Source organism: Streptomyces rimosus subsp. rimosus (genome assembly GCF_000720725.1).
Taxonomy (GTDB): Bacteria; Actinomycetota; Actinomycetes; order Streptomycetales; family Streptomycetaceae; genus Streptomyces; species Streptomyces rimosus_A.
The window spans coordinates 36,597-58,088 of the sequence record NZ_JOCQ01000076.1 but is presented as its reverse complement, the minus strand read 5'-3'; the positions used below and the strand labels follow the sequence as shown (position 1 = coordinate 58,088).

General features: G+C 71.3%; 18 protein-coding genes and 1 pseudogene. 17 read left to right on the top strand and 2 right to left on the bottom strand.

Annotated features, from left to right (window positions below; translation table 11 throughout):
* Window positions 1-294 precede the first annotated feature (294 nt).
* From IH45_RS0130610 to IH45_RS0130530, 17 genes and pseudogenes are all read left to right on the top strand, one after another.
* Window positions 295-2,088, top strand: a complete 1,794-nt coding sequence (locus tag IH45_RS0130610) for a DUF5941 domain-containing protein (protein ID WP_030675802.1) — start codon at window positions 295-297, stop codon at window positions 2,086-2,088.
* Entirely contained in the window at window positions 2,085-2,822 is a 738-nt protein-coding gene (locus tag IH45_RS0130605) for a phosphocholine cytidylyltransferase family protein (RefSeq protein ID WP_030675799.1), read from the top strand. Before IH45_RS0130610 ends, IH45_RS0130605 begins: the two co-directional genes overlap by 4 nt.
* On the top strand, window positions 2,810-3,871 hold the full coding sequence (locus IH45_RS0130600) for an iron-containing alcohol dehydrogenase family protein (protein WP_030675797.1): 1,062 nt from the start codon (window positions 2,810-2,812) through the stop codon (window positions 3,869-3,871). Before IH45_RS0130605 ends, IH45_RS0130600 begins: the two co-directional genes overlap by 13 nt.
* Window positions 3,849-4,628 (top strand): CDP-alcohol phosphatidyltransferase family protein, encoded by a 780-nt coding sequence (locus tag IH45_RS0130595; protein ID WP_078575411.1) that lies wholly within the window; start codon window positions 3,849-3,851, stop codon window positions 4,626-4,628. The genes IH45_RS0130600 and IH45_RS0130595 overlap by 23 nt, the downstream gene beginning before the upstream one ends.
* Window positions 4,629-4,642: 14 nt before the next feature.
* On the top strand, window positions 4,643-5,515 hold the full coding sequence (locus tag IH45_RS0130590; RefSeq protein WP_030675795.1) for a glycosyltransferase family 2 protein: 873 nt from the start codon (window positions 4,643-4,645) through the stop codon (window positions 5,513-5,515).
* 79 nt (window positions 5,516-5,594) lie between these two features.
* The gene (locus IH45_RS0130585) at window positions 5,595-6,524 is read left to right on the top strand and encodes an ABC transporter permease (protein WP_030675793.1); all 930 of its coding nucleotides are present in this window, start codon (window positions 5,595-5,597) and stop codon (window positions 6,522-6,524) included.
* Window positions 6,517-7,314: an ABC transporter ATP-binding protein gene (locus IH45_RS0130580; protein WP_030675790.1), complete on the top strand. Its 798-nt coding sequence runs from the start codon at window positions 6,517-6,519 to the stop codon at window positions 7,312-7,314. Before IH45_RS0130585 ends, IH45_RS0130580 begins: the two co-directional genes overlap by 8 nt.
* A gap of 424 nt (window positions 7,315-7,738) precedes the next feature.
* Window positions 7,739-8,683, top strand: a complete 945-nt coding sequence (gene hpnC, locus IH45_RS0130575) for a squalene synthase HpnC (protein ID WP_234440739.1) — start codon at window positions 7,739-7,741, stop codon at window positions 8,681-8,683.
* A complete protein-coding gene (hpnD, locus tag IH45_RS0130570) occupies window positions 8,680-9,657 on the top strand; it encodes a presqualene diphosphate synthase HpnD (protein ID WP_050515298.1) in 978 nt (325 codons plus the stop codon). Before hpnC ends, hpnD begins: the two co-directional genes overlap by 4 nt.
* A gap of 133 nt (window positions 9,658-9,790) precedes the next feature.
* On the top strand, window positions 9,791-11,236 hold the full coding sequence (gene hpnE / locus IH45_RS0130565; RefSeq protein WP_050515297.1) for a hydroxysqualene dehydroxylase HpnE: 1,446 nt from the start codon (window positions 9,791-9,793) through the stop codon (window positions 11,234-11,236).
* Window positions 11,233-12,360, top strand: a complete 1,128-nt coding sequence (locus IH45_RS0130560) for a polyprenyl synthetase family protein (RefSeq protein WP_078897851.1) — start codon at window positions 11,233-11,235, stop codon at window positions 12,358-12,360. The genes hpnE and IH45_RS0130560 overlap by 4 nt, the downstream gene beginning before the upstream one ends.
* 123 nt (window positions 12,361-12,483) lie before the next feature.
* Window positions 12,484-14,499 carry a squalene--hopene cyclase gene (gene shc, locus IH45_RS0130555; protein ID WP_030675779.1) on the top strand — a complete coding sequence of 672 codons (2,016 nt, stop codon included), beginning with the start codon at window positions 12,484-12,486 and terminating at the stop codon, window positions 14,497-14,499.
* Complete coding sequence (locus IH45_RS0130550) at window positions 14,499-15,188, top strand: phosphorylase family protein (protein WP_050515296.1); 690 nt, start codon at window positions 14,499-14,501, stop codon at window positions 15,186-15,188. The genes shc and IH45_RS0130550 overlap by 1 nt, the downstream gene beginning before the upstream one ends.
* A 5-nt stretch (window positions 15,189-15,193) precedes the next feature.
* Entirely contained in the window at window positions 15,194-16,216 is a 1,023-nt protein-coding gene (gene hpnH, locus IH45_RS0130545; protein ID WP_030675775.1) for an adenosyl-hopene transferase HpnH, read from the top strand.
* Window positions 16,217-16,220: 4 nt separating this feature from the next.
* Window positions 16,221-17,269 (top strand): annotated as a pseudogene (locus tag IH45_RS01000000144270) (flavodoxin/ferredoxin-dependent (E)-4-hydroxy-3-methylbut-2-enyl-diphosphate synthase).
* Between the two features lie 58 nt (window positions 17,270-17,327).
* The gene (gene dxs, locus IH45_RS0130535; RefSeq protein ID WP_030675774.1) at window positions 17,328-19,205 is read left to right on the top strand and encodes a 1-deoxy-D-xylulose-5-phosphate synthase; all 1,878 of its coding nucleotides are present in this window, start codon (window positions 17,328-17,330) and stop codon (window positions 19,203-19,205) included.
* An 81-nt stretch (window positions 19,206-19,286) separates the two neighbouring features.
* Window positions 19,287-20,669, top strand: a complete 1,383-nt coding sequence (locus IH45_RS0130530) for an aspartate aminotransferase family protein (RefSeq protein ID WP_030675772.1) — start codon at window positions 19,287-19,289, stop codon at window positions 20,667-20,669.
* Between the two features lie 65 nt (window positions 20,670-20,734).
* Here IH45_RS0130530 and IH45_RS0130525 read toward each other — a convergent pair whose 3' ends face one another.
* Entirely contained in the window at window positions 20,735-20,986 is a 252-nt protein-coding gene (locus IH45_RS0130525) for a hypothetical protein (protein ID WP_158813320.1), read from the bottom strand.
* A gap of 18 nt (window positions 20,987-21,004) precedes the next feature.
* Entirely contained in the window at window positions 21,005-21,466 is a 462-nt protein-coding gene (locus IH45_RS0130520; RefSeq protein WP_030675768.1) for a hypothetical protein, read from the bottom strand.
* Window positions 21,467-21,492 lie beyond the last annotated feature (26 nt).

Genomic DNA, 21,492 nt, shown 5'->3' with positions numbered 1-21,492 from the left:
TTCCCCCACACCCGCCCAGATTCCCCATATAGGGCGTGATGTCCGGGGCTCGGTCGGGCGTCAGTTGTTCCCGGGCGCCCCGATCCACCATGATGATCGCGGCAGGCGCAGCCGGCGGTCACTCGATCGTGCGGTGAATGCGCGGTGAACGGCCGCATCCGGCGATCCGATAGCCTCTGCCGACGTGCCCACCCACCCCCTGGGGCCAGGTGTGCCACGCCCGCTGCCCGGGTAGCCCGTATCGAATGCGGACCGACCGGCGCGGCCTCGCCAGCTTCCAAGGAGTGAGTTCGTCTGTCGACCGCCATCCTCACCGGTCCGCCGGTCGCCGGGTCGCCGCTCGAAGCCGCCCTGCGCTCGCTGGGTTTCCACGTCCGTACGGCGGACGGCGCCGCGGCCGTGGCCGAAGCGCTCGCCGAGGTCCCGGCCGATGAACGCGTCGCCGTCGTCGATCCGCGCTTCGTCGGCCACCTGCACAGCCTGCGGCTGGCGCTGACCGACCCGCGTTTCCCGGCGGCCGCCGTGCCGGGCGCCGTGACGGCGCAGCCCGAGGCGCGCGCCGCGCTCAAGCGCGCCGCCACCGCGGTCCCCGCCGGACCCGGCACCCGCTACCGCGTGGACGTCCTCCCCGACGCGCTCGCCGAGGGCATGACGGCCGAGGACGCCGCGCCGCAGAACATCGAGCTGGGCAGCCTGGTCGCGACCGTGCCGCTGACGCCCGCCGAGCGCGCCACGGCCGAGGAGGCCGTCGCCGCCGTCGACGACGAGGCCGTACGGCTGCGTACCGCCGTCAAGGCCCGCGACGGGTTCTTCACCACCTTCTTCATCAGCCCGTACTCCCGCTACCTCGCCCGCTGGTGCGCGCGCCGCGGCCTGACCCCCAACCAGGTCACGACCGCGTCGCTGCTCACCGCGCTGATCGCGGCGGGCTGCGCGGCCACCGGCAGCCGCGGCGGCTTCATCGCCGCCGGCCTGCTGCTGATCTTCTCCTTCGTCCTGGACTGCACCGACGGACAGCTCGCCCGCTACTCGCTGCAGTACTCGACGATGGGCGCCTGGCTCGACGCGACCTTCGACCGGGCCAAGGAGTACGCGTACTACGCGGGCCTGGCGCTCGGCGCGGCGCGCGGCGGCGACGACGTGTGGGCGCTGGCTCTGGGGGCCATGGTGCTCCAGACCTGCCGGCATGTCGTCGACTTCTCCTTCAACGAGGCGAACCACGACGCCACCGGCAACACCAGCCCCACCGCGGCCCTGTCCGACCGGCTCGACAGCGTCGGCTGGACGGTCTGGGTGCGCCGGATGATCGTGCTGCCCATCGGCGAGCGCTGGGCCATGATCGCCGTGCTGACCGCCTGCACCACCCCGCGCATCGTCTTCTACGCGCTGCTCATCGGCTGCGCCCTGGCCGCCTGCTACACCACCGCGGGCCGGGTGCTGCGCTCGCTGACGCGGCGGGCCCGCCGGACCGACCGGGCGGCGGGCGCACTCGCCGACCTCGCGGACTCCGGGCCCCTCGCCGCGCTGTTCGCCCGGGGCGGCAGTGGCGGTGCCTTCACCGCCCCCGTCATGGCGTTCCTCGGCGCCGCCTGCCTCCTGACCTGGGTGATCCTCCAGGACGAGCCCGTGACGTGGACGACCGTGGTCATCGCGGTGATCTACGCCCTCTTCTCCGGCCAGGCCGTCGCCCGCCCGCTCAAGGGCCCGCTCGACTGGCTCGTCCCGCCGCTGTTCCGGGCGGGCGAGTACGTCGCCATCCTGGTCGTGGCGGCCCGCTCCGGCGCCGACCAGGCGCTGCCCGCGGCGTTCGGGCTGGTCGCGGCGGTCGCCTACCATCACTACGACACCGTCTACCGCATCCGTGTGGGCGCCGGGGCCCCGCCGCGTTGGCTGGTGCGGGCCGCCGGCGGGCACGAGGGACGCACGCTGGTCGTTGTCCTCCTCGCGGCCCTGCTGCACTCGACAGGTTTCACAATCGCGCTGACGGCCCTGGCAGTGGTCCTGGCGCTGCTGGTGCTCGCCGAGAGCATCCGTTTCTGGGTGTCCTCCGGAGCACCCGCCGTACACGATGAAGGAGAACCCGCATGATCGGCCTCGTGCTGGCCGCCGGCGCCGGACGGCGTCTGCGTCCCTACACCGACACCCTGCCCAAGGCGCTGGTGCCGGTCGATGGTGACACCACCATCCTGGACCTGACGCTCGGCAACTTCGCCGAGATCGGCCTGACCGAGGTCGCGATCATCGTCGGGTACCGCAAGGAGGCCGTGTACGAGCGCAAGGCCGCGCTGGAGGAGAAGTACGGCCTCAAGCTCACCCTCATCGACAACGACAAGGCCGAGGAGTGGAACAACGCCTACTCCCTGTGGTGCGGCCGGGACGCGGTCAAGCACGACGTGATCCTCGCCAACGGTGACACCGTGCACCCGGTCTCCGTCGAGAAGACCCTGCTCGCCGCCCGCGGCGACGGCAAGAAGATCATCCTCGCGCTGGACACGGTCAAGCAGCTCGCCGACGAGGAGATGAAGGTCGTCGTGGACCCCGAGAAGGGCGTCCAGAAGATCACCAAGCTGATGGACCCGGCCCAGGCCACCGGCGAGTACATCGGCGTCACCCTCATCGAGGGCTCGGCAGCCGAGGAGCTGGCGGACGCGCTGAAGACCACCTTCGAGCGCGACCCCGACCTGTACTACGAGGACGGCTACCAGGAGCTGGTCAACCGCGGCTTCAAGGTGGACGTGGCGCCGATCGGCGAGGTCGCGTGGGTCGAGATCGACAACCACGACGACCTCGCGAAGGGCCGTGAGATCGCATGCCGGTACTGACCCGCCTGATTCCGTCCCCGGTCGTCGTCGACATCAGCGCCGGCGCACTGGACGACCTGGCGGGCCTGCTGGCCGACCAGCGCATCTCCGCGTCCGGGAAGCTCGCCGTCGCCATCAGCGGCGGCTCCGGCGCCCGGCTGCGGGAGCGGCTGTGCCCGATGCTGCCCGGCGCCGACTGGTACGAGGTCGGCGGCGGCACGCTGGACGAAGCGATCAAGCTCGGCGACGCCATGAAGAAGGGCCACTACGACGCGGTCGTGGGCCTGGGCGGCGGCAAGATCATCGACTGCGCGAAGTACGCGGCGGCCCGGATCGGCCTGCCGCTGGTCGCCGTCGCGACGAACCTCTCGCACGACGGCCTGTGCTCGCCGGTCGCCACCCTCGACAACGACGCGGGCCGCGGCTCGTACGGCGTGCCCAACCCGATCGCCGTGGTGATCGACCTCGACGTCATCCGCGAGGCCCCGGTCCGCTTCGTACGGTCCGGGATCGGCGACGCCATCTCCAACATCTCCGCGGTCGCCGACTGGGAGCTGTCGCACCGCGAGACCGGCGAGGACATCGACGGGCTGGCCGCCGCCATGGCACGCCAGGCCGGCGAGGCCGTGCTGCGCCACCCCGGCGGCGTCGGCGACGACGGCTTCCTCCAGGTGCTGGCCGAGGGCCTGGTCCTGACCGGCATCTCCATGTCGGTGGCCGGCGACAGCCGCCCGGCCTCCGGCGCCTGCCACGAGATCAACCACGCCTTCGACCTCCTCTACCCCAAGCGGGCGGCGAGCCACGGCGAGCAGTGCGGCCTCGGTGCCGCCTTCGCCACGCACCTGCGCGGGGACAAGGAGACCTGCGGGCTGATGATCGAGGTGCTCAGGCGGCACGGCCTGCCGGTGACGCCCGGCGAGATCGGCTTCAGCGACGAGGAGTTCGTCCGGGCCGTCGAGTACGCGCCGCAGACCCGCCCGGGCCGCTACACGATCCTCGAACACCTCGACCTGTCCACCGACCAGATCAGGGACGCCTACGCCGACTATGCACAAGCCGTCAGTAGCTGAACTCCGCCCGGTCGTGCACCCCGCGGGTGTCAAGGACCGGCGCAGCGGTGAGCACTGGGCCGGTCGCCTGTACATGCGGGAGATCTCGCTGCGCTGCGACCGGTACCTGGTGAACACCAGGATCACGCCGAACCAGCTGACCTATGTCATGACCCTCTGCGGCGTCCTCGCCGCCCCGGCCCTGCTGGTGCCGGGCGTCTGGGGGGCCGTGCTCGGGGTGGTGATGGTCCAGCTCTACCTGCTGCTCGACTGCGTCGACGGCGAGGTGGCCCGCTGGAAGAAGCAGTTCTCGCTCGGCGGGGTCTACCTCGACCGGGTCGGCGCCTACCTCACCGACGCCGCCGTGCTGGTCGGCTTCGGCCTGCGCGCCGCCGACCTGTGGGGCTCCGGGCGGATCGACTGGCTGTGGGCCTTCCTCGGCACCCTCGCCGCCCTCGGCGCGATCCTGATCAAGGCCGAGACCGACCTGGTCGGCGTGGCCCGCCACCAGGGCGGACTGCCGCCGGTCAAGGAAGCGGCGTCCGAGCCGCGCTCGTCCGGCATGGCGCTGGCCCGCAAGGCGGCCGCCGCGCTGAAGTTCCACCGGCTGATCCTCGGGATCGAGGCGTCGCTGGTGATCCTGCTGCTGGCGGTCGTGGACGCGGTCCGGGGCGACCTGTTCTTCTCGCGGCTCGGTGTCGCGGTGATGGCCGGTATCGCGCTCCTGCAGACCGTGCTGCACCTGGTGTCCATCCTCGCCTCCAGCAGGCTCAAGTGACGGGGGCGCGAGAGATGAAGGTCGGCGCCGTCGTCCTGACCATGGGCAACCGCCCCGACGAGCTGCGCGCGCTGCTCGACTCGGTCGCCAAGCAGCACGGCGAGCACATCGAGGTCGTGGTCGTCGGCAACGGCTCGCCGCTGCCGCCGCTGCCCGAGGGCGTACGGACCGTGGAGCTGTCGGAGAACGTCGGCATCCCGGCCGGGCGCAACGTCGGCATCGAGGCGTTCGGACCGGGCGGCGGCGAGATGGACGTGCTGCTGTTCCTGGACGACGACGGGCTGCTCGACCGGGCGGACACGGCCGAACTGTGCCGCGAGGCGTTCGCCCGCGACAAGAAGCTCGGCATCATCAGCTTCCGCATCGCGGACCCGGACACGGGGGAGACGCAGCGCCGGCACGTGCCGCGGCTGCGGGCCTCCGACCCGATGCGGTCCTCCCGCGTCACCACCTTCCTCGGCGGCGCGAACGCGGTCCGTACGCAGGTCTTCCAGGAGGTCGGCGGGCTGCCCGACGACTTCTTCTACGCCCACGAGGAGACCGACCTGGCGTGGCGGGCCCTGGACGCGGGCTGGATGATCGACTACCGGTCGGACATGGTGCTGCTGCACCCCACCCACGCCCCCAGCAGGCACGCGGTCTACCACCGTATGGTGGCCCGCAACCGGGTCTGGCTGGCCCGCCGCAACCTCCCGGCTCCGCTGGTTCCGGTCTATCTCGGTGTCTGGTTCCTGCTCACCCTGGCCCGGCGGCCCTCGCGGCCCGCCCTGCGTGCCTGGCTGGGCGGCTTCAAGGAGGGCTGGTCCACATCCTGTGGTCCCAGGCGTCCCATGAAGTGGCGTACCGTGTGGCGCCTGACCCGGCTGGGCCGCCCTCCCGTCATCTGACAAGCTCGTATCTGAGAGCATCAGGCGCGAACCCGGGGCACGGCCCCGGCAGCGCACCTTGAGGACGAAAGTGTCAACAGTGAGCGAGACTACGCACGACAGTGCGGTCGCCATGAGTGCCCCGCCAACATCCGACGACGGGCTGTCCCGTGCCGAGCTGGCCCGCAAGTACGGGCTCACGCAGAGCGGGGCCCGCCCCAGCCTGCCGGAGTACGTGCGGCAGCTGTGGGACCGGCGGCACTTCATCTCCGCCTTCTCCAGCGCGAAGCTGACCGCGCAGTACAGCCAGGCGAAGCTGGGCCAGGTCTGGCAGGTGGTGACGCCCCTGCTGAACGCGCTCGTCTACTACCTCATCTTCGGCCTGCTGATCGGCACCAGCCGCGGGGTCGAGGACTACGTGCCCTTCCTGGTCACCGGCGTCTTCATCTTCACCTTCACGCAGAGCTCGGTGATGGCCGGCACCCGCGCGATCTCCGGGAACCTGGGCCTGGTGCGTGCCCTGCACTTTCCGCGCGCCTGCCTGCCCATCTCGTTCTGCCTGATGCAGCTCCAGCAGCTGCTGTTCTCGATGGGGGTGCTGGTCCTCATCCTGCTGGGCTACGGACAGGTGCCCACCTGGTCCTGGCTGCTGGCGATCCCGGCGCTGGTGCTGCAGTTCGTCTTCAACACCGGGCTCGCGATGGTCATGGCCCGCCTGGGCAGCAAGACCCCCGACCTGGCGCAGCTGATGCCCTTCATCATGCGGACGTGGATGTATGCGTCCGGCGTGATGTTCAGCATCGACGTGATCCTCAAGGAGAAGGCGGTCCCGGCCTTCGTGCACGTCCTGCTGGACTGCAACCCGGCCGTGGTCTTCATCGACCTGATGCGCTTCGCGCTGATCGACAGCTTCACCTCCGACAAGCTGCCCCCGCACGTGTGGCCGCTGGCCGTGGGCTGGGCGCTGGTGATGGGCATCGCCGGCTTCGTGTACTTCTGGAAGGCTGAGGAGCGCTACGGCCGTGGCTGAGCAAGAGGGCGCCGTGCAGACGGCGGACACAACCCGCGTTCCCACCGTGATCGCGGACGACCTGCACATCGTGTACCGGGTGTACGGCACCGGAGCGGGCAAGGGCAGCGCCACCGCGGCCCTGAACCGCATCATCCGCCGCAAGCCCTCCACCGGGGTGCGCGAGGTACACGCGGTCAAGGGCGTCAGCTTCACCGCGTACCGCGGCGAGTCGATCGGGCTGATCGGCTCGAACGGCTCGGGCAAGTCGACGCTGCTCAAGGCCGTCGCCGGCCTGCTGCCCGCGGAGCGCGGCAAGGTCTACTCGCACGGCCAGCCGTCGCTGCTGGGCGTGAACGCGGCCCTGATGAACGACCTGACCGGCGAGAAGAACGTCATCCTCGGCGGCCTGGCGATGGGCATGTCCCGCGAGCAGGTGCACGAGCGGTACCAGAGCATCGTCGACTTCTCCGGCATCAACGAGAAGGGCGACTTCATCTCGCTGCCGATGCGCACGTACTCCTCCGGCATGGGGGCGCGGCTGCGCTTCTCCATTGCGGCGGCCAAGGACCACGACGTCCTGATGATCGACGAGGCGCTGGCGACGGGTGACCGCTCGTTCCAGAAGCGCTCCGAGGCCCGCATCCGCGAGCTGCGCAAGGAGGCCGGCACGGTCTTCCTGGTCAGCCACAACAACAAGTCGATCAGGGACACCTGCGACCGGGTGCTGTGGCTGGAGAAGGGCGAGCTGCTGATGGACGGCCCGACCGACGAGGTGATCAAGGCGTACGAGAAGGAGACGGGCAAGTAGCCCGCAGCGCGTCGCACGGCCCCCGCGAGTCCGGCTCGCGGGGGCCGTTGATCGTTGCCGGACCGGCGGCGAAAGGTTGTCCGTGGGTCTGGTGATCGTTAACAGATGGTCAACTGGGCCGGAATCGGGAACAGTTCGGGCCGGTTGGATGTTGACCGGATCGTTGCTTCGCGGTTCGGTACCCCCTCGGACGCCGGAGAGACGTACGGCGTAAGCTGTACGGGTACTGAACAGCACAAGTGGCACAAGTCGGGCGATGTGCACCCGTCCTGGCGACCGGGGTCCGATCGGGCCGGTCGCGGCATGCGGCGTGTCCGAAATGGGATGTTTTGGCTTGGCGGTGTAGAACGGGAGGCGTGACGGCAATGGCTACTGGAACTCTCCGGCCCCGAAGCGCGCCGGGCAGCCTCCGGTGAGCCGAGGGATGGCACGGGCACGCGACGTCCTCGTCCGGCAGCGGGTGCCGGACGGCGCCCGCGACGACGACGCGCAGTCGCGCACCGTCCTGGACCAGGCCGCGCACGAGAATTTCCCGGTGGCGCCGTTCTTCCTGCCCCGCGCCTGGCGGCAGGACCTGATGGCCGTCTACGGCTTCGCGCGCCTCGTGGACGACATCGGCGACGGCGACCTGGCACCCGGCGGCGGCGACGCCGTCCGGCTCGGCCTGGACCGTGAGCAGGGCGAGGACCGCCTCGCTCTCCTCGACGCGCTGGAGGCGGACCTCCACCGCGTCTTCAGCGACCGGGCGCCCGGCCCGCTGCACCCCCTGATGCGCCGCCTGGGCCCCACCGTGCGCCGCTGCGGCCTGACCCCCGAGCCCTTCCTCGGCCTGATCGAGGCCAACCGGCAGGACCAGCGAGTCGGCCGCTACCCCACGTACGGCGACCTGGTCGCCTACTGCGAGCTGTCCGCCAACCCCGTCGGCCGGCTCGTCCTGGGCATCACCGGCACCGCCAGCCCGGAGCGCATCCGGGCCTCGGACGCGGTTTGCACGGGACTGCAGATCGTCGAGCACCTCCAGGATGTCGCCGAGGACCTGCGCCGGGACCGGGTCTACCTGCCGGGCGAGGACATGGAACGCTTCGGTGTCACCGAGCGGGATCTCGCCGCGCCGACAGGGGGCGCACCGGTGCGCGCGCTCATCGCGTACGAGGCGGAACGCGCCCGCGCGCTGCTGAATGAAGGCACCCCGCTGGTGGGTAGCGTCCACGGCAGGCTCAAGCTGCTGCTCGCCGGTTTCGTCGGCGGCGGACGCGCCGCGCTCCAGGCGGTGGCGGCCGCCGACCACGACGTACTCCCTGGACCGCCCAAGCCGACCAAGCTCAGCCTGCTGCGCGAGGTGCGGGCGACATTGCGAAGAAAGGGGTGAGTCGGACCGTGGAGGACATCGCACACGCGTCCGCGCCGGTGCTCGCTGCGTACCGTTACTGCGAGGCCGTGACCGGGCAGCAGGCACGTAACTTCGCCTACGGCATCCGGCTGTTGCCGACCGACAAGCGCCAGGCCATGTCGGCGCTCTACGCCTTCTCGCGCCGGGTCGACGACATCGGCGACGGCCCGCTGGCGGACGACGCCAAGGAGCGGCGGCTGGAGGACACCCGGGCCCTGCTCGCCCGTATCCAGGACGGCGCGGTCGACGAGGACGACACCGACCCGGTGGCGGTGGCGCTGGCCGACGCCTCCCGGCGGTTTCCCATCCCGCTCGGCGGGCTCGACGAGCTGATCGACGGCGTCCTGATGGACGTGCGCGGCGAGACCTACGAGACCTGGGACGACCTGAAGGTCTACTGCCGCTGTGTCGCGGGCGCGATCGGCCGCCTCTCGCTGGGGGTGTTCGGCACGGTTTCCGGCGCACCGGACACCGCACGCGCCGCCGAGTACGCCGATACGCTCGGGCTGGCCCTGCAACTGACCAATATCCTGAGAGATGTTCGCGAGGACGCCGGAAACGGCCGTACGTACCTCCCTTCCGACGATCTCGCCAAGTTCGGTTGCTCGGTGGGCTTCCACAGTCCGGTCCCGCCGCCCGGCGCCGACTTCACCGGACTGGTCCACTTCGAAGTACGGCGCGCCCGCGCGCTGTTCGACCAGGGATTCAGGCTGCTGCCCATGCTCGACCGGCGCAGCGGCGCCTGCGTGGCCGCGATGGCCGGGATCTACCACCGCCTGCTCGCGCGGATCGCGGCCGACCCGGAGGCGGTGCTGCGCGGCCGGGTCTCGCTGCCCGGCCGGGAGAAGGCGTTCGTGGCCGTGCGCGGGCTCTCGGGTTTCGACGCGCGGGCGATCGGCCGCCGGCAGGCGGCGCGGGCGGCGGGCCGGCCGCCCGCGAGGAGGCGCGGATGACGGTGCGGGAGCCGGACGGGGCCGACGAGCCCAGCTCAGGGCCTGGGCCGGGGTCCAAGCGGTGGGCAACCCTCCGCCGGGCCGCTGCGTCCCTGACAACAGTAATCAGGGAGGGCGAATGACATCGCAACCGATGCGGCCCGACCGGCACGATGCACATGAGGCAGGCCGTCCCGATGGGGCGGCTGCGGTGGTCATTGGGGGCGGTCTCGCCGGTATCACGGCAGCGCTGACGCTGGCCGACGCGGGGCTGCGCGTCACCCTCGTCGAGGGCCGGCCCCGGCTCGGCGGCCTGGTCTTCTCCTTCCGCCGCGAGTCCGCGGCCGGTGAGCTGAGCGTCGACAACGGCCAGCACGTCTACCTGCGCTGCTGCACCGCGTACGACTGGTTCCTCGGCCGGGTCGGCGCCCGCGGCCTGGTGCCCCTCCAGGACCGCATGGACGTCCCGGTGCTGGACGCCGACGGCCTGCGGCTGGGGCGGCTGCGGCGTACCGCCCTGCCCGTACCGCTGCACCTGGCCAGGAGCCTGGCGACCTACCCGCACCTCTCGCTCGCCGAGCGGGCGAACGTCGGCCGCGCGGCGCTGGCCCTGAAGAAGCTCGACCCCCAGGACCCGCGGCTGGACGGCGTGGACTTCGCCTCCTGGCTGCGCCGGCACGGCCAGTCGCCGCGCGCCGTCGAGGCGCTGTGGGACCTGGTCGGCGTCGCGACGCTGAACGCCCGGGCCGGCGACGCCTCGCTCGGCCTGGCCGCCATGGTCTTCAAGACCGGCCTGCTGTCCGACAACAGCGCCGCCGACATCGGCTGGGCCCGGGTGCCGCTCGGCGAGGTGCACGACACGCTCGCCCGCGAGGCCCTGGAGAAGGCGGGCGTCCGCGTCGAGCTGCGCACCCGCGCGAGCGGCCTGGACCGCGCCGCGGACGGGTCCTGGCGCGTGACGGTCGACAACGGCCCGCACGGCCGCGAGCAGCTGACCGCCGGCACCGTCGTACTGGCCCTGCCGCAGCGCGAGACGCACGGCCTGCTGCCCGCCGGCAGCCTCGACGACCAGGACCGGCTGCTGGACATCGGCACGGCGCCGATCCTGAACCTGCACGTCGTCTACGACCGGCCGGTGCTCAGGAAACCCCTGTTCGCCGCGCTGGGCTCGCCCGTGCAGTGGGTCTTCGACCGTACGGAATCCTCCGGGCTCGCCGCCCTGCCCGGCGGCGCCGGCAGCCAGTACCTGGCCGTCTCGCAGTCCGCCGCGCAGGACGACATCGACCGGCCGGTGGCCGAGCTGCGCGAGCGCTATCTGCCGGAGCTGGCACGGCTGTTGCCCGCCGCGCGCGGCGCCGGCGTCCGGGACTTCTTCGTCACCCGCGAACGCACCGCGACGTTCGCCCCCGCCCCGGGCGTCGGCCGGCTGCGCCCCGCCGCCCGCACACAGAACCCCGGCCTGTATCTGGCCGGCGCGTGGACCGCCACCGGGTGGCCCGCGACCATGGAAAGCGCTGTTCGCAGCGGCCTCGGCGCCGTTCGCGAGGCACTCACCGAACTCGGCTTCCCCCAGGGCCAGTTGCCCCAGGAGGTGGCATGACCACGAGCACGAGTACGAGCGCTCGCACGAGCACGAGCACCGGAAACAGAGGAGAAACCGTGAATCCGGCTTCCCCAGCTATCGACACCGAGAGCGTCACCGCGCTGCTGGAGCGCGGGCGGCAGCTCGCCACTCCCGTGCTGCGTGCCGCCGTGGACCGGCTCGCGTCTCCCATGGACACCGTCGCCGCGTACCACTTCGGCTGGATCGACGCCGCCGGACGGCCCGCGGACGGCGACGGCGGCAAGGCCGTGCGCCCCGCGCTCGCGCTGCTGTCGGCGCAGGCCGCGGGACAGCCGCCGGAGGTCGGGGTGCCGGGCGCGGTCGCCGTGGAACTGGTCCACAACTTCTCGCTGCTGCACGACGACCTGATGGACGGCGACGAGCAGCGCCGCCACCGCGACACGGTGTGGAAGGTGCACGGCCCGGCCCAGGCCATCCTCGTCGGCGACGCGCTGTTCGCCCTCGCCAACGAGATCCTGCTGGAGCTGGGCACGGTCGAGGCCGGCCGCGCCACCCGCCGCCTGACCGTCGCCACCCGCAAGCTCATCGACGGCCAGGCCCAGGACATCTCCTACGAGCACCGCGAGCGGGTCACCGTCCAGGAGTGCCTGGAGATGGAGGGCAACAAGACGGGCGCGCTGCTGGCCTGCGCCGTCTCCATCGGCGCCGTCCTCGGCGGCGCCGACGACCGCACCGCCGACATCCTGGAGCGCTACGGCTACCACCTCGGCCTCGCCTTCCAGGCCGTCGACGACCTGCTCGGCATCTGGGGCGACCCGGAGGCCACCGGCAAGCAGACCTGGAGCGACCTGCGGCAGCGCAAGAAGTCGCTGCCCGTCGTCGCCGCCCTGGACGCCGACAATCCGGCCGCCGAACGCCTCGCCGGCATCCTCGCGGCGGACGCGAAGAAGAGCGAGGACGAGATCGCCGACTTCACCGAGGAGGAGTTCGCCTCACGCGCGGCCCTCATCGAGGAGGCCGGCGGCCGCGAGTGGACCTCCCAGGAGGCCCGCCGCCAGCACGCCACCGCCATCGCCGCACTGGACGAGGTGGACATGCCCGCACCGGTCCGCGCGCAGCTCGTCGCGCTCGCGGACTTCGTCGTCGTACGAGAGAGATGATCCCTATCGACCCGATCTAGATCGCAGTCGCCGGCCGGTGCCTTCCCTGCCCGCGGACACGCAGGCGCCGGCCGACGGAATCCCTGAGCACGCTTCACAGAGTTCACTGCAGAAGGGGAAGCCATGACAGCGACGACCGACGGAAGCACCGGGGCGCTGCCGCCCCGGAGCCCCTCGGCCGGCGACGCCACCGCCGAGACCACCGAGCACGACCCGGCCGCCCCACCGAGCACGACCGCCGCCGCCCGCCGCGCCGCGGCCCGCTCCACCGACTACCTGCTGTCCGTCCAGGACACCGCGGGCTGGTGGAAGGGCGACCTGGAAACGAACGTCACCATGGACGCCGAGGACCTGCTGCTCAGACAGTTCCTGGGAATCGGCGACCCGCGCATCACCGACGCCGCCGCCCGGCACATCCGCGGCCAGCAGCGCGACGACGGCACCTGGGCCACCTTCCACGGCGGGCCCGGCGAACTGTCCGCCACCATCGAGGCGTACGTCGCCCTGCGGCTGGCCGGCGACGAGCCGGACGCCGCCCACATGGCCCGGGCCGCCGCCTGGATCCGCGAGCACGGCGGCATCGCCGCCTCCCGCGTCTTCACCCGCATCTGGCTGGCCCTGTTCGGCTGGTGGAAGTGGTCGGACCTGCCCGACCTGCCGCCCGAGCTGATCTACTTCCCGAAGTGGTTCCCGCTCAACATCTATGACTTCGCGTGCTGGGCGCGGCAGACGATCGTGGCACTGACGATCGTCGGCTCCGTGCGCCCGGTGCGGCCCGCGCCGTTCGCCCTGGACGAGCTGCACGCCGACCCGGCCCGCCCGAACCCGCCGCGGCCGCTCGCCCCGCCGACCACCTGGGACGGCATCTTCCAGCGGCTGGACAAGGGCCTGCACCTGTACCGGAAGGTCGCCGTCCGCAAGCTGCGCCGCGCGGCCCTGCGGACCGCGGCGAGCTGGATCATCGAGCGCCAGGAGAACGACGGCTGCTGGGGCGGTATCCAGCCGCCGGCCGTCTACTCGATCATGGCGCTGCACCTGCTCGGGTACGACCTGAAGCACCCGGTGCTGCGGCAGGGCCTGGAGTCGCTGGACCGTTTCGCCGTATGGCGCGAGGACGCGGACGGCGCCCCCGTCCGCATGATCGAGGCCTGCCAGTCCCCGGTGTGGGACACCTGCCTGGCCGCCATCGCGCTCGCCGACGCCGGACTGCCCGCCGACCATCCGCAACTGGTCAAGGCCGCCGACTGGATGCTCGCCGAGCAGATCCGCCGGCCCGGCGACTGGAGCGTACGCAGGCCGGAACTGCCCTCCGGCGGCTGGGCCTTCGAGTTCGAGAACGACAACTACCCGGACATCGACGACACCGCCGAGGTCGTCCTCGCGCTGCGCCGCATCCAGCACCCGGACCCGGAGCGCGTCGACGCCGCCGTACGGCGCGCCGTGCGCTGGAACCTGGGCATGCAGTCCAAGAACGGCGCCTGGGCCGCCTTCGACGCCGACAACACCAGCCCGTTCCCCAACCGGCTGCCGTTCTGCGACTTCGGCGAGGTCATCGACCCGCCGTCGGCCGATGTGACCGCCCACGTCGTGGAGATGGCCGCCGACCTCGGCATGACGCACGACGCGCGGGTCCGCCGCGGCATCCGCTGGCTGCTCGCCGAACAGGAGGCGGACGGCTCGTGGTTCGGGCGCTGGGGCACCAACTACGTCTACGGCACCGGCTCCGTCCTCCCGGCCCTGGCCGCCGCGGGCATCCCGGCCTCGCACCCGGCGGTGCGCCGCGCCGTGCGCTGGCTGGAGCGCGTACAGAACGAGGACGGCGGCTGGGGCGAGGACCAGCGCTCGTACCACGACAAGGCGTGGGCGGGCCGCGGCGAGTCGACCGCCTCGCAGACCGCGTGGGCGCTGATGGCGCTGCTCGCGGCGGGCGAGCGGGAGAGCGCGGCGGTCGCGCGCGGGGTGCGCTGGCTGGCCGATACGCAGCGCGCCGACGGGTCCTGGGACGAGCCGTACTTCACCGGTACGGGCTTCCCCTGGGACTTCTCGATCAACTACCACCTGTACCGGCAGGTCTTCCCGCTGACGGCCCTCGGCCGTTACGTCAACGGCGGACCGGCCGGCGCGTCCCAGGGGGTCTGATGCCCGTGTCGCGCAGCGCGAAGGCCGCCCGGGAGGGCCTGCGGGTCCCGCCGGACGGGCCGCCGCCGCTGCTGCTCGCCTGCGCGCTCGGTATCGAGCGGTTCGCGCTGCGCGGCGGCGACCACAGCGGCGCGCCCGCGCCCGTGGTCACACTCCGTACGGGCATGGGCCCGCGCGCGGCGACGGACGCCGTCCGGCACGTCCTGCGGGACGGGCCCGCCACCGCGCGGGTCCCGGTCGTCGCCACCGGCTTCTGCGCCGGCCTCGTCCCCGGCATGCGGCCGGGGGACGTGGTCGTCGCCGACGCGGTCCGGGGCCATCTGCCCGGTGACCCGGACGTGCCCTGCTCGGGTGGCGGCCCGCTGCTGCGCGCTCTCAAGGAGCGCGGCGTGACCGTGCACACCGGCCTGCTGCGCGGCTCCGACCACGTCGTACGCGGCGCGGAGCGGGCCGGGCTGCGGGCCGGGGGCGCCGTAGCGGTGGACATGGAGTCCGCCGCGACGCTGGCGGCCGCGACCCGGGACGGCGGCCGTCCGGTTGCGGCCGTCCGGGTGATCGTGGACGCTCCAGAACATGAACTTGTCCGAATCGGCACTTTGCGCGGTGGAATGTCAGCCTTCCGTGTGCTGCGCTCCATCCTTCCTGTTTTCTTCGAATGGCACCGTTCTTTGCAGCTCCCCAGGAGGTGAGCCAGATGGCCATGCCGCTCCGTCAGTCCATCAGGGTCGGTACGTATCTCTTTGAACAGAAAGTGCGCAAGCGGGAGAAGTTCCCGCTGATCGTGGAACTGGAACCGCTCTTCGCCTGCAACCTCAAGTGCGAGGGCTGCGGGAAGATCCAGCATCCGGCCGGTGTGCTCAAACAGCGCATGCCGGTCGCCCAGGCGGTCGGCGCGGTCCTGGAGTCCGGCGCGCCGATGGTCTCCATCGCGGGCGGCGAGCCCCTGATGCACCCGCAGATCGACGAGATCGTGCGGCAGTTGGTGGCCAGGCGGAAGTACGTCTTCCTGTGCACCAACGCCGTGCTGCTGCGCAAGAAGATGGACAAGTTCACCCCCTCGCCGTACTTCGCCTTCGCGGTGCACATCGACGGCATGCGCGAACGGCACGACGAGTCCGTGGCCAAGGAAGGCGTCTTCGACGAGGCGGTCGAGGCGATCAAGGAGGCCAAGCGGCGCGGCTTCCGGGTCACCACCAACTCCACCTTCTTCAACACCGACACCCCGCAGACCATCATCGAGGTGCTCAACTTCCTCAACGACGACCTCAAGGTCGACGAAATGATGCTCTCGCCCGCCTACGCCTACGAGAAGGCCCCCGACCAGGAGCACTTCCTCGGTGTCGAGCAGACCAGGGAACTGTTCAAGAAGGCGTTCGCGGGCGGCAACCGGCGCCGCTGGCGGCTCAACCACAGTCCGCTCTTCCTGGACTTCCTGGAGGGCAAGGCGGACTTCCCCTGCACGGCCTGGGCGATCCCCAACTACTCGCTCTTCGGCTGGCAGCGCCCCTGCTACCTGATGAGCGACGGGTACGTGCCCACGTACCGGCAGCTCATCGAGGAGACCGACTGGGACAAGTACGGCCGCGGCAAGGACCCGCGCTGCGCCAACTGCATGGCGCACTGCGGCTACGAGCCCACCGCCGTCCTCGCCACCATGGGCTCCCTGAAGGAGTCCCTGCGGGCCGCCCGCGAAACCGTCGCGGCCAACCGCGGGTGACGTGATGCGTACCGGTGAACCTCCCGGAGGCGGTCCGTCCGCCGCCGGTGTCGCACTGGGCATGCCCGAGATACCGGCCCGGCCGCTGGCCCGGCGGCGCGTCTCGCGCCGCATCCAGGTCGGGCCGGTGCCGGTGGGCGGCGGCGCGCCGATATCGGTGCAGTCGATGACCACGGCCAACACGGCCGACATCGGCGCGACGCTCCAGCAGATCGCCGAGCTGACGGCTTCCGGCTGCCAGATCGTCCGGGTCGCCTGCCCCTCGCAGGACGACGCGGACGCGCTGCCGGTCATCGCGAAGAAGTCGCAGATCCCGGTGATCGCGGACATCCACTTCCAGCCGAAGTACGTCTTCGCCGCGATCGAGGCGGGGTGCGCGGCCGTCCGGGTCAATCCGGGGTGGAGTCGGCGCTGTGGGAGTGCTCGCTGTTCGAGGAGCACGGGTTCCGGGACATCAAGATCTCGGTCAAGCACAACGACCCGGTCGTGATGGTCAATGCGTACCGGCAGCTGGCCGCGCAGTGCGACTACCCGCTGCATCTGGGTGTGACGGAGGCCGGTCCGGCCTTCCAGGGCACGATCAAGTCGGCGGTGGCCTTCGGCGCGCTGCTGTCGGAGGGCATCGGCGACACCATCCGCGTCTCCCTGTCGGCGCCGCCGGCGGAGGAGGTCAAGGTGGGGCTGCAGATCCTGGAGTCGCTGAATCTGCGCCCGCGCCGCCTGGAGATCGTTTCCTGTCCGTCCTGCGGGCGTGCCCAGGTGGATGTGTACAAGCTGGCCGACGAGGTGACCGCGGGTCTGGAGGGCATGGAGGTGCCGTTGCGGGTCGCGGTCATGGGCTGCGTCGTCAACGGTCCCGGTGAGGCCCGTGAGGCCGACCTGGGTGTGGCGTCCGGCAACGGAAAGGGGCAGATCTTCGTCAAGGGCGAGGTCATCAAGACCGTGCCGGAGTCGAAGATCGTGGAGACCCTCATCGAAGAGGCCATGAAGATCGCGGCGGGCCTGGAGTCCGAGGGAGTGGTGCCCGGCGCCCCTGACGTCGTCGTCGGCTGAACCGTACCGGCTGAACCCGTAGAGCCGTACCGGCTGTACCCGTAGAGGGGGACGAAGCATGTCGATGCTGGAACAGATCCGCGAGCCGCGCGACCTCAAGGCGCTACCCGGGGACGTCCTCGGCGCACTCGCCGAGGAGATCAGGCAGTTCCTCGTGCACGCGGTGGCACGGACCGGCGGCCACCTGGGCCCCAATCTGGGAGTGGTGGAACTGACCATCGCCCTGCACCGGGTCTTCGACTCGCCGGCCGACCGCATCCTGTGGGACACCGGCCACCAGTCGTACGTCCACAAACTGCTGACGGGCCGTCAGGACTTCTCCAAGCTGCGCGGCAAGGGCGGACTGTCCGGCTACCCCTCCCGCGAGGAGTCCGAGCACGACGTCATCGAGAACTCCCACGCCTCGACCGTGCTGGGCTGGGCCGACGGCCTCGCCAAGGCCAACCAGGTACGCGGCCTGAGCGATCATGTCGTCGCCGTCATCGGGGACGGCGCGCTGACCGGCGGCATGGCCTGGGAAGCGCTCAACAACATCGCCGCCGCCAAGGACCGCCCCCTCATCATCGTCGTCAACGACAACGAGCGCTCCTACGCCCCCACCATCGGCGGCCTCGCCAACCACCTGGCCACCCTGCGCACCACCGACGGTTACGAGCGCTTCCTCGCCTGGGGCAAGGAGATCGTGCAGCGGGCCCCCGTGGTGGGCCGTCCGCTGTACGAGTCGCTGCACGGCGCCAAGAAGGGCTTCAAGGACGCCTTCGCGCCGCAGGGCATGTTCGAGGACCTGGGCCTGAAGTACGTCGGCCCCATCGACGGCCACGACATCGCCGCCGTCGAGTCCGCGCTGCGCCGCGCCGCCCGGTTCAGCGGGCCCGTACTGGTGCACTGCCTCACCGAGAAGGGGCGCGGCTACCGGCCCGCCCTGGAGGACGAGGCCGACCGGTTCCACACGGTCGGTGCCATGGACCCGCTGACCTGCGCGCCCGTCGCGCCGCCCGGCCCGCCGTCGTGGACCTCCGTCTTCGGCGACGAGATGGTGAGGATCGGCGCGGAGCGCCCGGACGTGGTCGCGATCACCGCGGCGATGCTCCAGCCCGTCGGCCTCGGGAAGTTCGCGGCGGCCTACCCCGACCGTACGTGGGACGTGGGCATCGCCGAGCAGCACGCGGCGGTCTCCGCGGCCGGCCTGGCCACCGGCGGTCTGCACCCGGTCGTGGCCGTGTACGCCACCTTCCTCAACCGGGCCTTCGACCAGGTCCTGATGGACGTGGCGCTGCACCGGTGCGGCGTCACCTTCGTCCTCGACCGGGCGGGCGTGACCGGCACCGACGGGCCGAGCCACAACGGCATGTGGGACCTGTCCGTCCTCGGTGTCGTCCCGGGCCTCAGGATCGCCGCGCCGCGCGACGCCGAGCAGCTGCGCGCCGAACTGCGCGAGGCCGTCGACGTGGACGACGCGCCCACCGTCCTGCGCTTCCCGAAGGAGTCGGTGGGCGAGCCGGTGCCGGCGCTGGAGCGGATCGGCGGCGTGGACGTGCTGGCCCGGGGCGGGCGGGCGGACGTCCTGCTGGTCTCCGTGGGCGTGATGGCGCCGGTCTGCCTGGGGGCCGCGGAACTGCTCGCCGAGCGCGGCATCGGCGTCACGGTCGTCGACCCGCGCTGGGTCAAGCCCGTCGATCCCGCGCTCGCCCGGCTCGCGGCGGACCACGCCTCGGTGGCGGTCGTGGAGGACAACAGCCGCAGCGGGGGAGTGGGCGCCGCGGTCGGCCAGGCGCTGCGCGACGCGGGCGTGGACGTACCGCTGCGCACCTTCGGCATCCCCGAACAGTTCCTGGCGCACGCCAAGCGCGGCGAGGTGCTGGCCGACATCGGACTCACCCCCGCCGAGATCGCCGGGCGCATCAGCGCCTTCCTGGCCCGTGAGCAGAGCCCGTGAGCAGAGCCCGTGAGCGAAGCTCGTAAGCACCGCCCGTGAGCACCGCCCGTATGCAGAACGACTCGTGACGGAGAACGGCCCGTGACCGGATTCGACCTGACCAAGCTGCTCGCCGAGCGCGGCGCCGAGCGCTACGACCTGCACGCCAAGCACATCAACCACCAACTGCCGCGCATGCTGCACACGATCGGCTTCGACAAGGTCTACGAGCGGGCCGAGGGCGCGTACTTCTGGGACGCCGACGGGCAGGACTACCTCGACATGCTCGCCGGCTTCGGCGTCATGGGCCTCGGCCGCCACCACCCGGTCGTACGGCAGGCCCTGCACGACGTCCTCGACGCCGGGCTCGCCGACCTCACCCGCTTCGACTGCCAGCCCCTGCCCGGCCTGCTGGCCGAGAAGCTGCTCACCCACACCCCCCACCTGGACCGCGTCTTCTTCGGCAACAGCGGTACGGAAGCCGTCGAGACCGCCCTGAAGTTCGCCCGCTACGCCACCGGCAGACCCCGCGTTCTGTACTGCACCCACGCCTTCCACGGCCTGACCACCGGGTCCCTCTCGGTCAACGGCGAGGACGGCTTCCGGGACGGCTTCGCGCCGCTCCTGCCGGACACCGCCGTCGAACTCGGTGACCTCGCGGCCCTGGAACGCGAACTGCGCCGCGGCGACGTGGCGGCGCTCATCATCGAACCCATCCAGGGCAAGGGCGTCCACCCCGCACCCCCCGGCTACCTGCGCGCCGCCCAGGACCTGCTGCACCGCCACAAGGCCCTGCTCATCGCCGACGAGGTGCAGACCGGCCTCGGCCGCACCGGCGACTTCTTCGCCTACCAGCACGAGGACGGCGTCGAACCGGACCTGGTGTGCGTGGCCAAGGCCCTGTCCGGCGGCTATGTCCCGGTCGGCGCGACGCTGGGCAAGGACTGGATCTTCAAAAAGGTCTATTCCTCCATGGACCGCGTCCTGGTCCACTCCGCCAGCTTCGGCTCCAACGCCCAGGCGATGGCCGCGGGCCTGGCGGTCCTCGCGGTCATGGAGGACGAGGAAATCGTCGCCAACGCCCGCCACACCGGCGACCTGCTCCGTACCCGCCTGGCCGCCCTCACCGACCGCTACGAACTCCTCCACGACGTCCGCGGCCGCGGCCTGATGATCGGCATCGAATTCGGCCGCCCCCGCTCCCTGAAACTCCGCGGCCACTGGACCATGCTCCAAGCCGCCCGCAAAGGCCTCTTCGCCCAAATGGTCGTGGTCCCCCTCCTCCAACGCCACCGCATTCTCTCCCAGGTCTCCGGCGACCACCTGGAGGTCATCAAGCTGATTCCGCCCCTGACCATCGGCGAACGCGAGGTCGACCGCTTCGTGACCGCGTTCACGGAGGTGATGGACGACGCGCACCGGGGCGGGGGGCTGATGTGGGATTTCGGGAGGACGCTGGTGAAGCAGGCTTTGCAGGGTGGGTGAAACAGGTCTTCCGCCGGCCGGGTGGGGCGGTTGGGACCATCCGGCCGGGCGGGTGGGCGGGCAGGTCAGCGCCGGAACAGGCAGACGATGGCCAGACGCTCGCCGGAGAGCGCTTTGCCCTCGCCGACCGCCAGATGTTCCATGCGCCAGCCCAAACTCTCGATGGCTTCGATCTGGTCGTTGAGCCCGGTCATCGGGCCGGTGGCCATGCTGTTGGTCATCGCCTCGATGAACTTGAAGACGAAGACGTGGCGGCCCTTCTCGATCGCGTTGCGCGCCGCTTGCTCCGCCGTCTCGGCCTTGGTCTTGTTGATCAAGCCCATGATCCCCCCCGGTCAGTACGCCGCGGTGCGGTCGAAGCTGGTGATGTTGAGCTTGATGCCCTGTGTGCTGCGGAGTGTCGTGATGTCTTCGCCGGTCGTCGTCTGGCCGGGCTGAACGTCGGTTATGTATTCCGTGCTGTTGGCCACGCGGGTGCCGCTGGAGTCGACCGCTTCCCAGTCGACCTGGTAGTTGGACTTCTTTGCGCTGGTGTTTTTGATCGTCCACACGATCCAGATATTGGTGATTCCGGCTTGCGAGCGGTCATCGAGCCGGAAGCGGGTGAGATCCGCGCGTTCGCTCTTCGCGGGGGAATCCGCTTTCTTCTCCTGCTGCGACGATCCGGAAGCGGACTTGTCCGCCGGCGCGGGTGTGCTGCCGTTGTCGGTGCTGCCGCACGCGGCGGTCATGAGGAGCCCGGCGGCTGCCGTCGCTGCGATGAATGGTGCCGTGATGAAGCGGCGATGATTGCTCATGGCTGTGCCTCCTTGCCGCTGCTTTC

Excerpts from the sequence above, each read along its gene's own strand:
- IH45_RS0130605 (WP_030675799.1), top strand. The coding sequence starts at position 2,085 with ATGATCGGCCTCGTGCTGGCCGCCGGCGCCGGACGGCGTCTGCGTCCC.
- IH45_RS0130600 (WP_030675797.1), top strand. The coding sequence starts at position 2,810 with ATGCCGGTACTGACCCGCCTGATTCCGTCCCCGGTCGTCGTCGACATC.
- IH45_RS0130595 (WP_078575411.1), top strand. The coding sequence starts at position 3,849 with ATGCACAAGCCGTCAGTAGCTGAACTCCGCCCGGTCGTGCACCCCGCG.
- IH45_RS0130590 (WP_030675795.1), top strand. The coding sequence starts at position 4,643 with ATGAAGGTCGGCGCCGTCGTCCTGACCATGGGCAACCGCCCCGACGAG.
- hpnC (WP_234440739.1), top strand. The coding sequence starts at position 7,739 with ATGGCACGGGCACGCGACGTCCTCGTCCGGCAGCGGGTGCCGGACGGC.
- hpnE (WP_050515297.1), top strand. The coding sequence starts at position 9,791 with ATGCGGCCCGACCGGCACGATGCACATGAGGCAGGCCGTCCCGATGGG.
- IH45_RS0130560 (WP_078897851.1), top strand. The coding sequence starts at position 11,233 with ATGACCACGAGCACGAGTACGAGCGCTCGCACGAGCACGAGCACCGGA.
- shc (WP_030675779.1), top strand. The coding sequence starts at position 12,484 with ATGACAGCGACGACCGACGGAAGCACCGGGGCGCTGCCGCCCCGGAGC.
- IH45_RS0130550 (WP_050515296.1), top strand. The coding sequence starts at position 14,499 with ATGCCCGTGTCGCGCAGCGCGAAGGCCGCCCGGGAGGGCCTGCGGGTC.
- hpnH (WP_030675775.1), top strand. The coding sequence starts at position 15,194 with ATGGCCATGCCGCTCCGTCAGTCCATCAGGGTCGGTACGTATCTCTTT.
- dxs (WP_030675774.1), top strand. The coding sequence starts at position 17,328 with ATGTCGATGCTGGAACAGATCCGCGAGCCGCGCGACCTCAAGGCGCTA.
- IH45_RS0130520 (WP_030675768.1), bottom strand. The coding sequence starts at position 21,466 with ATGAGCAATCATCGCCGCTTCATCACGGCACCATTCATCGCAGCGACG.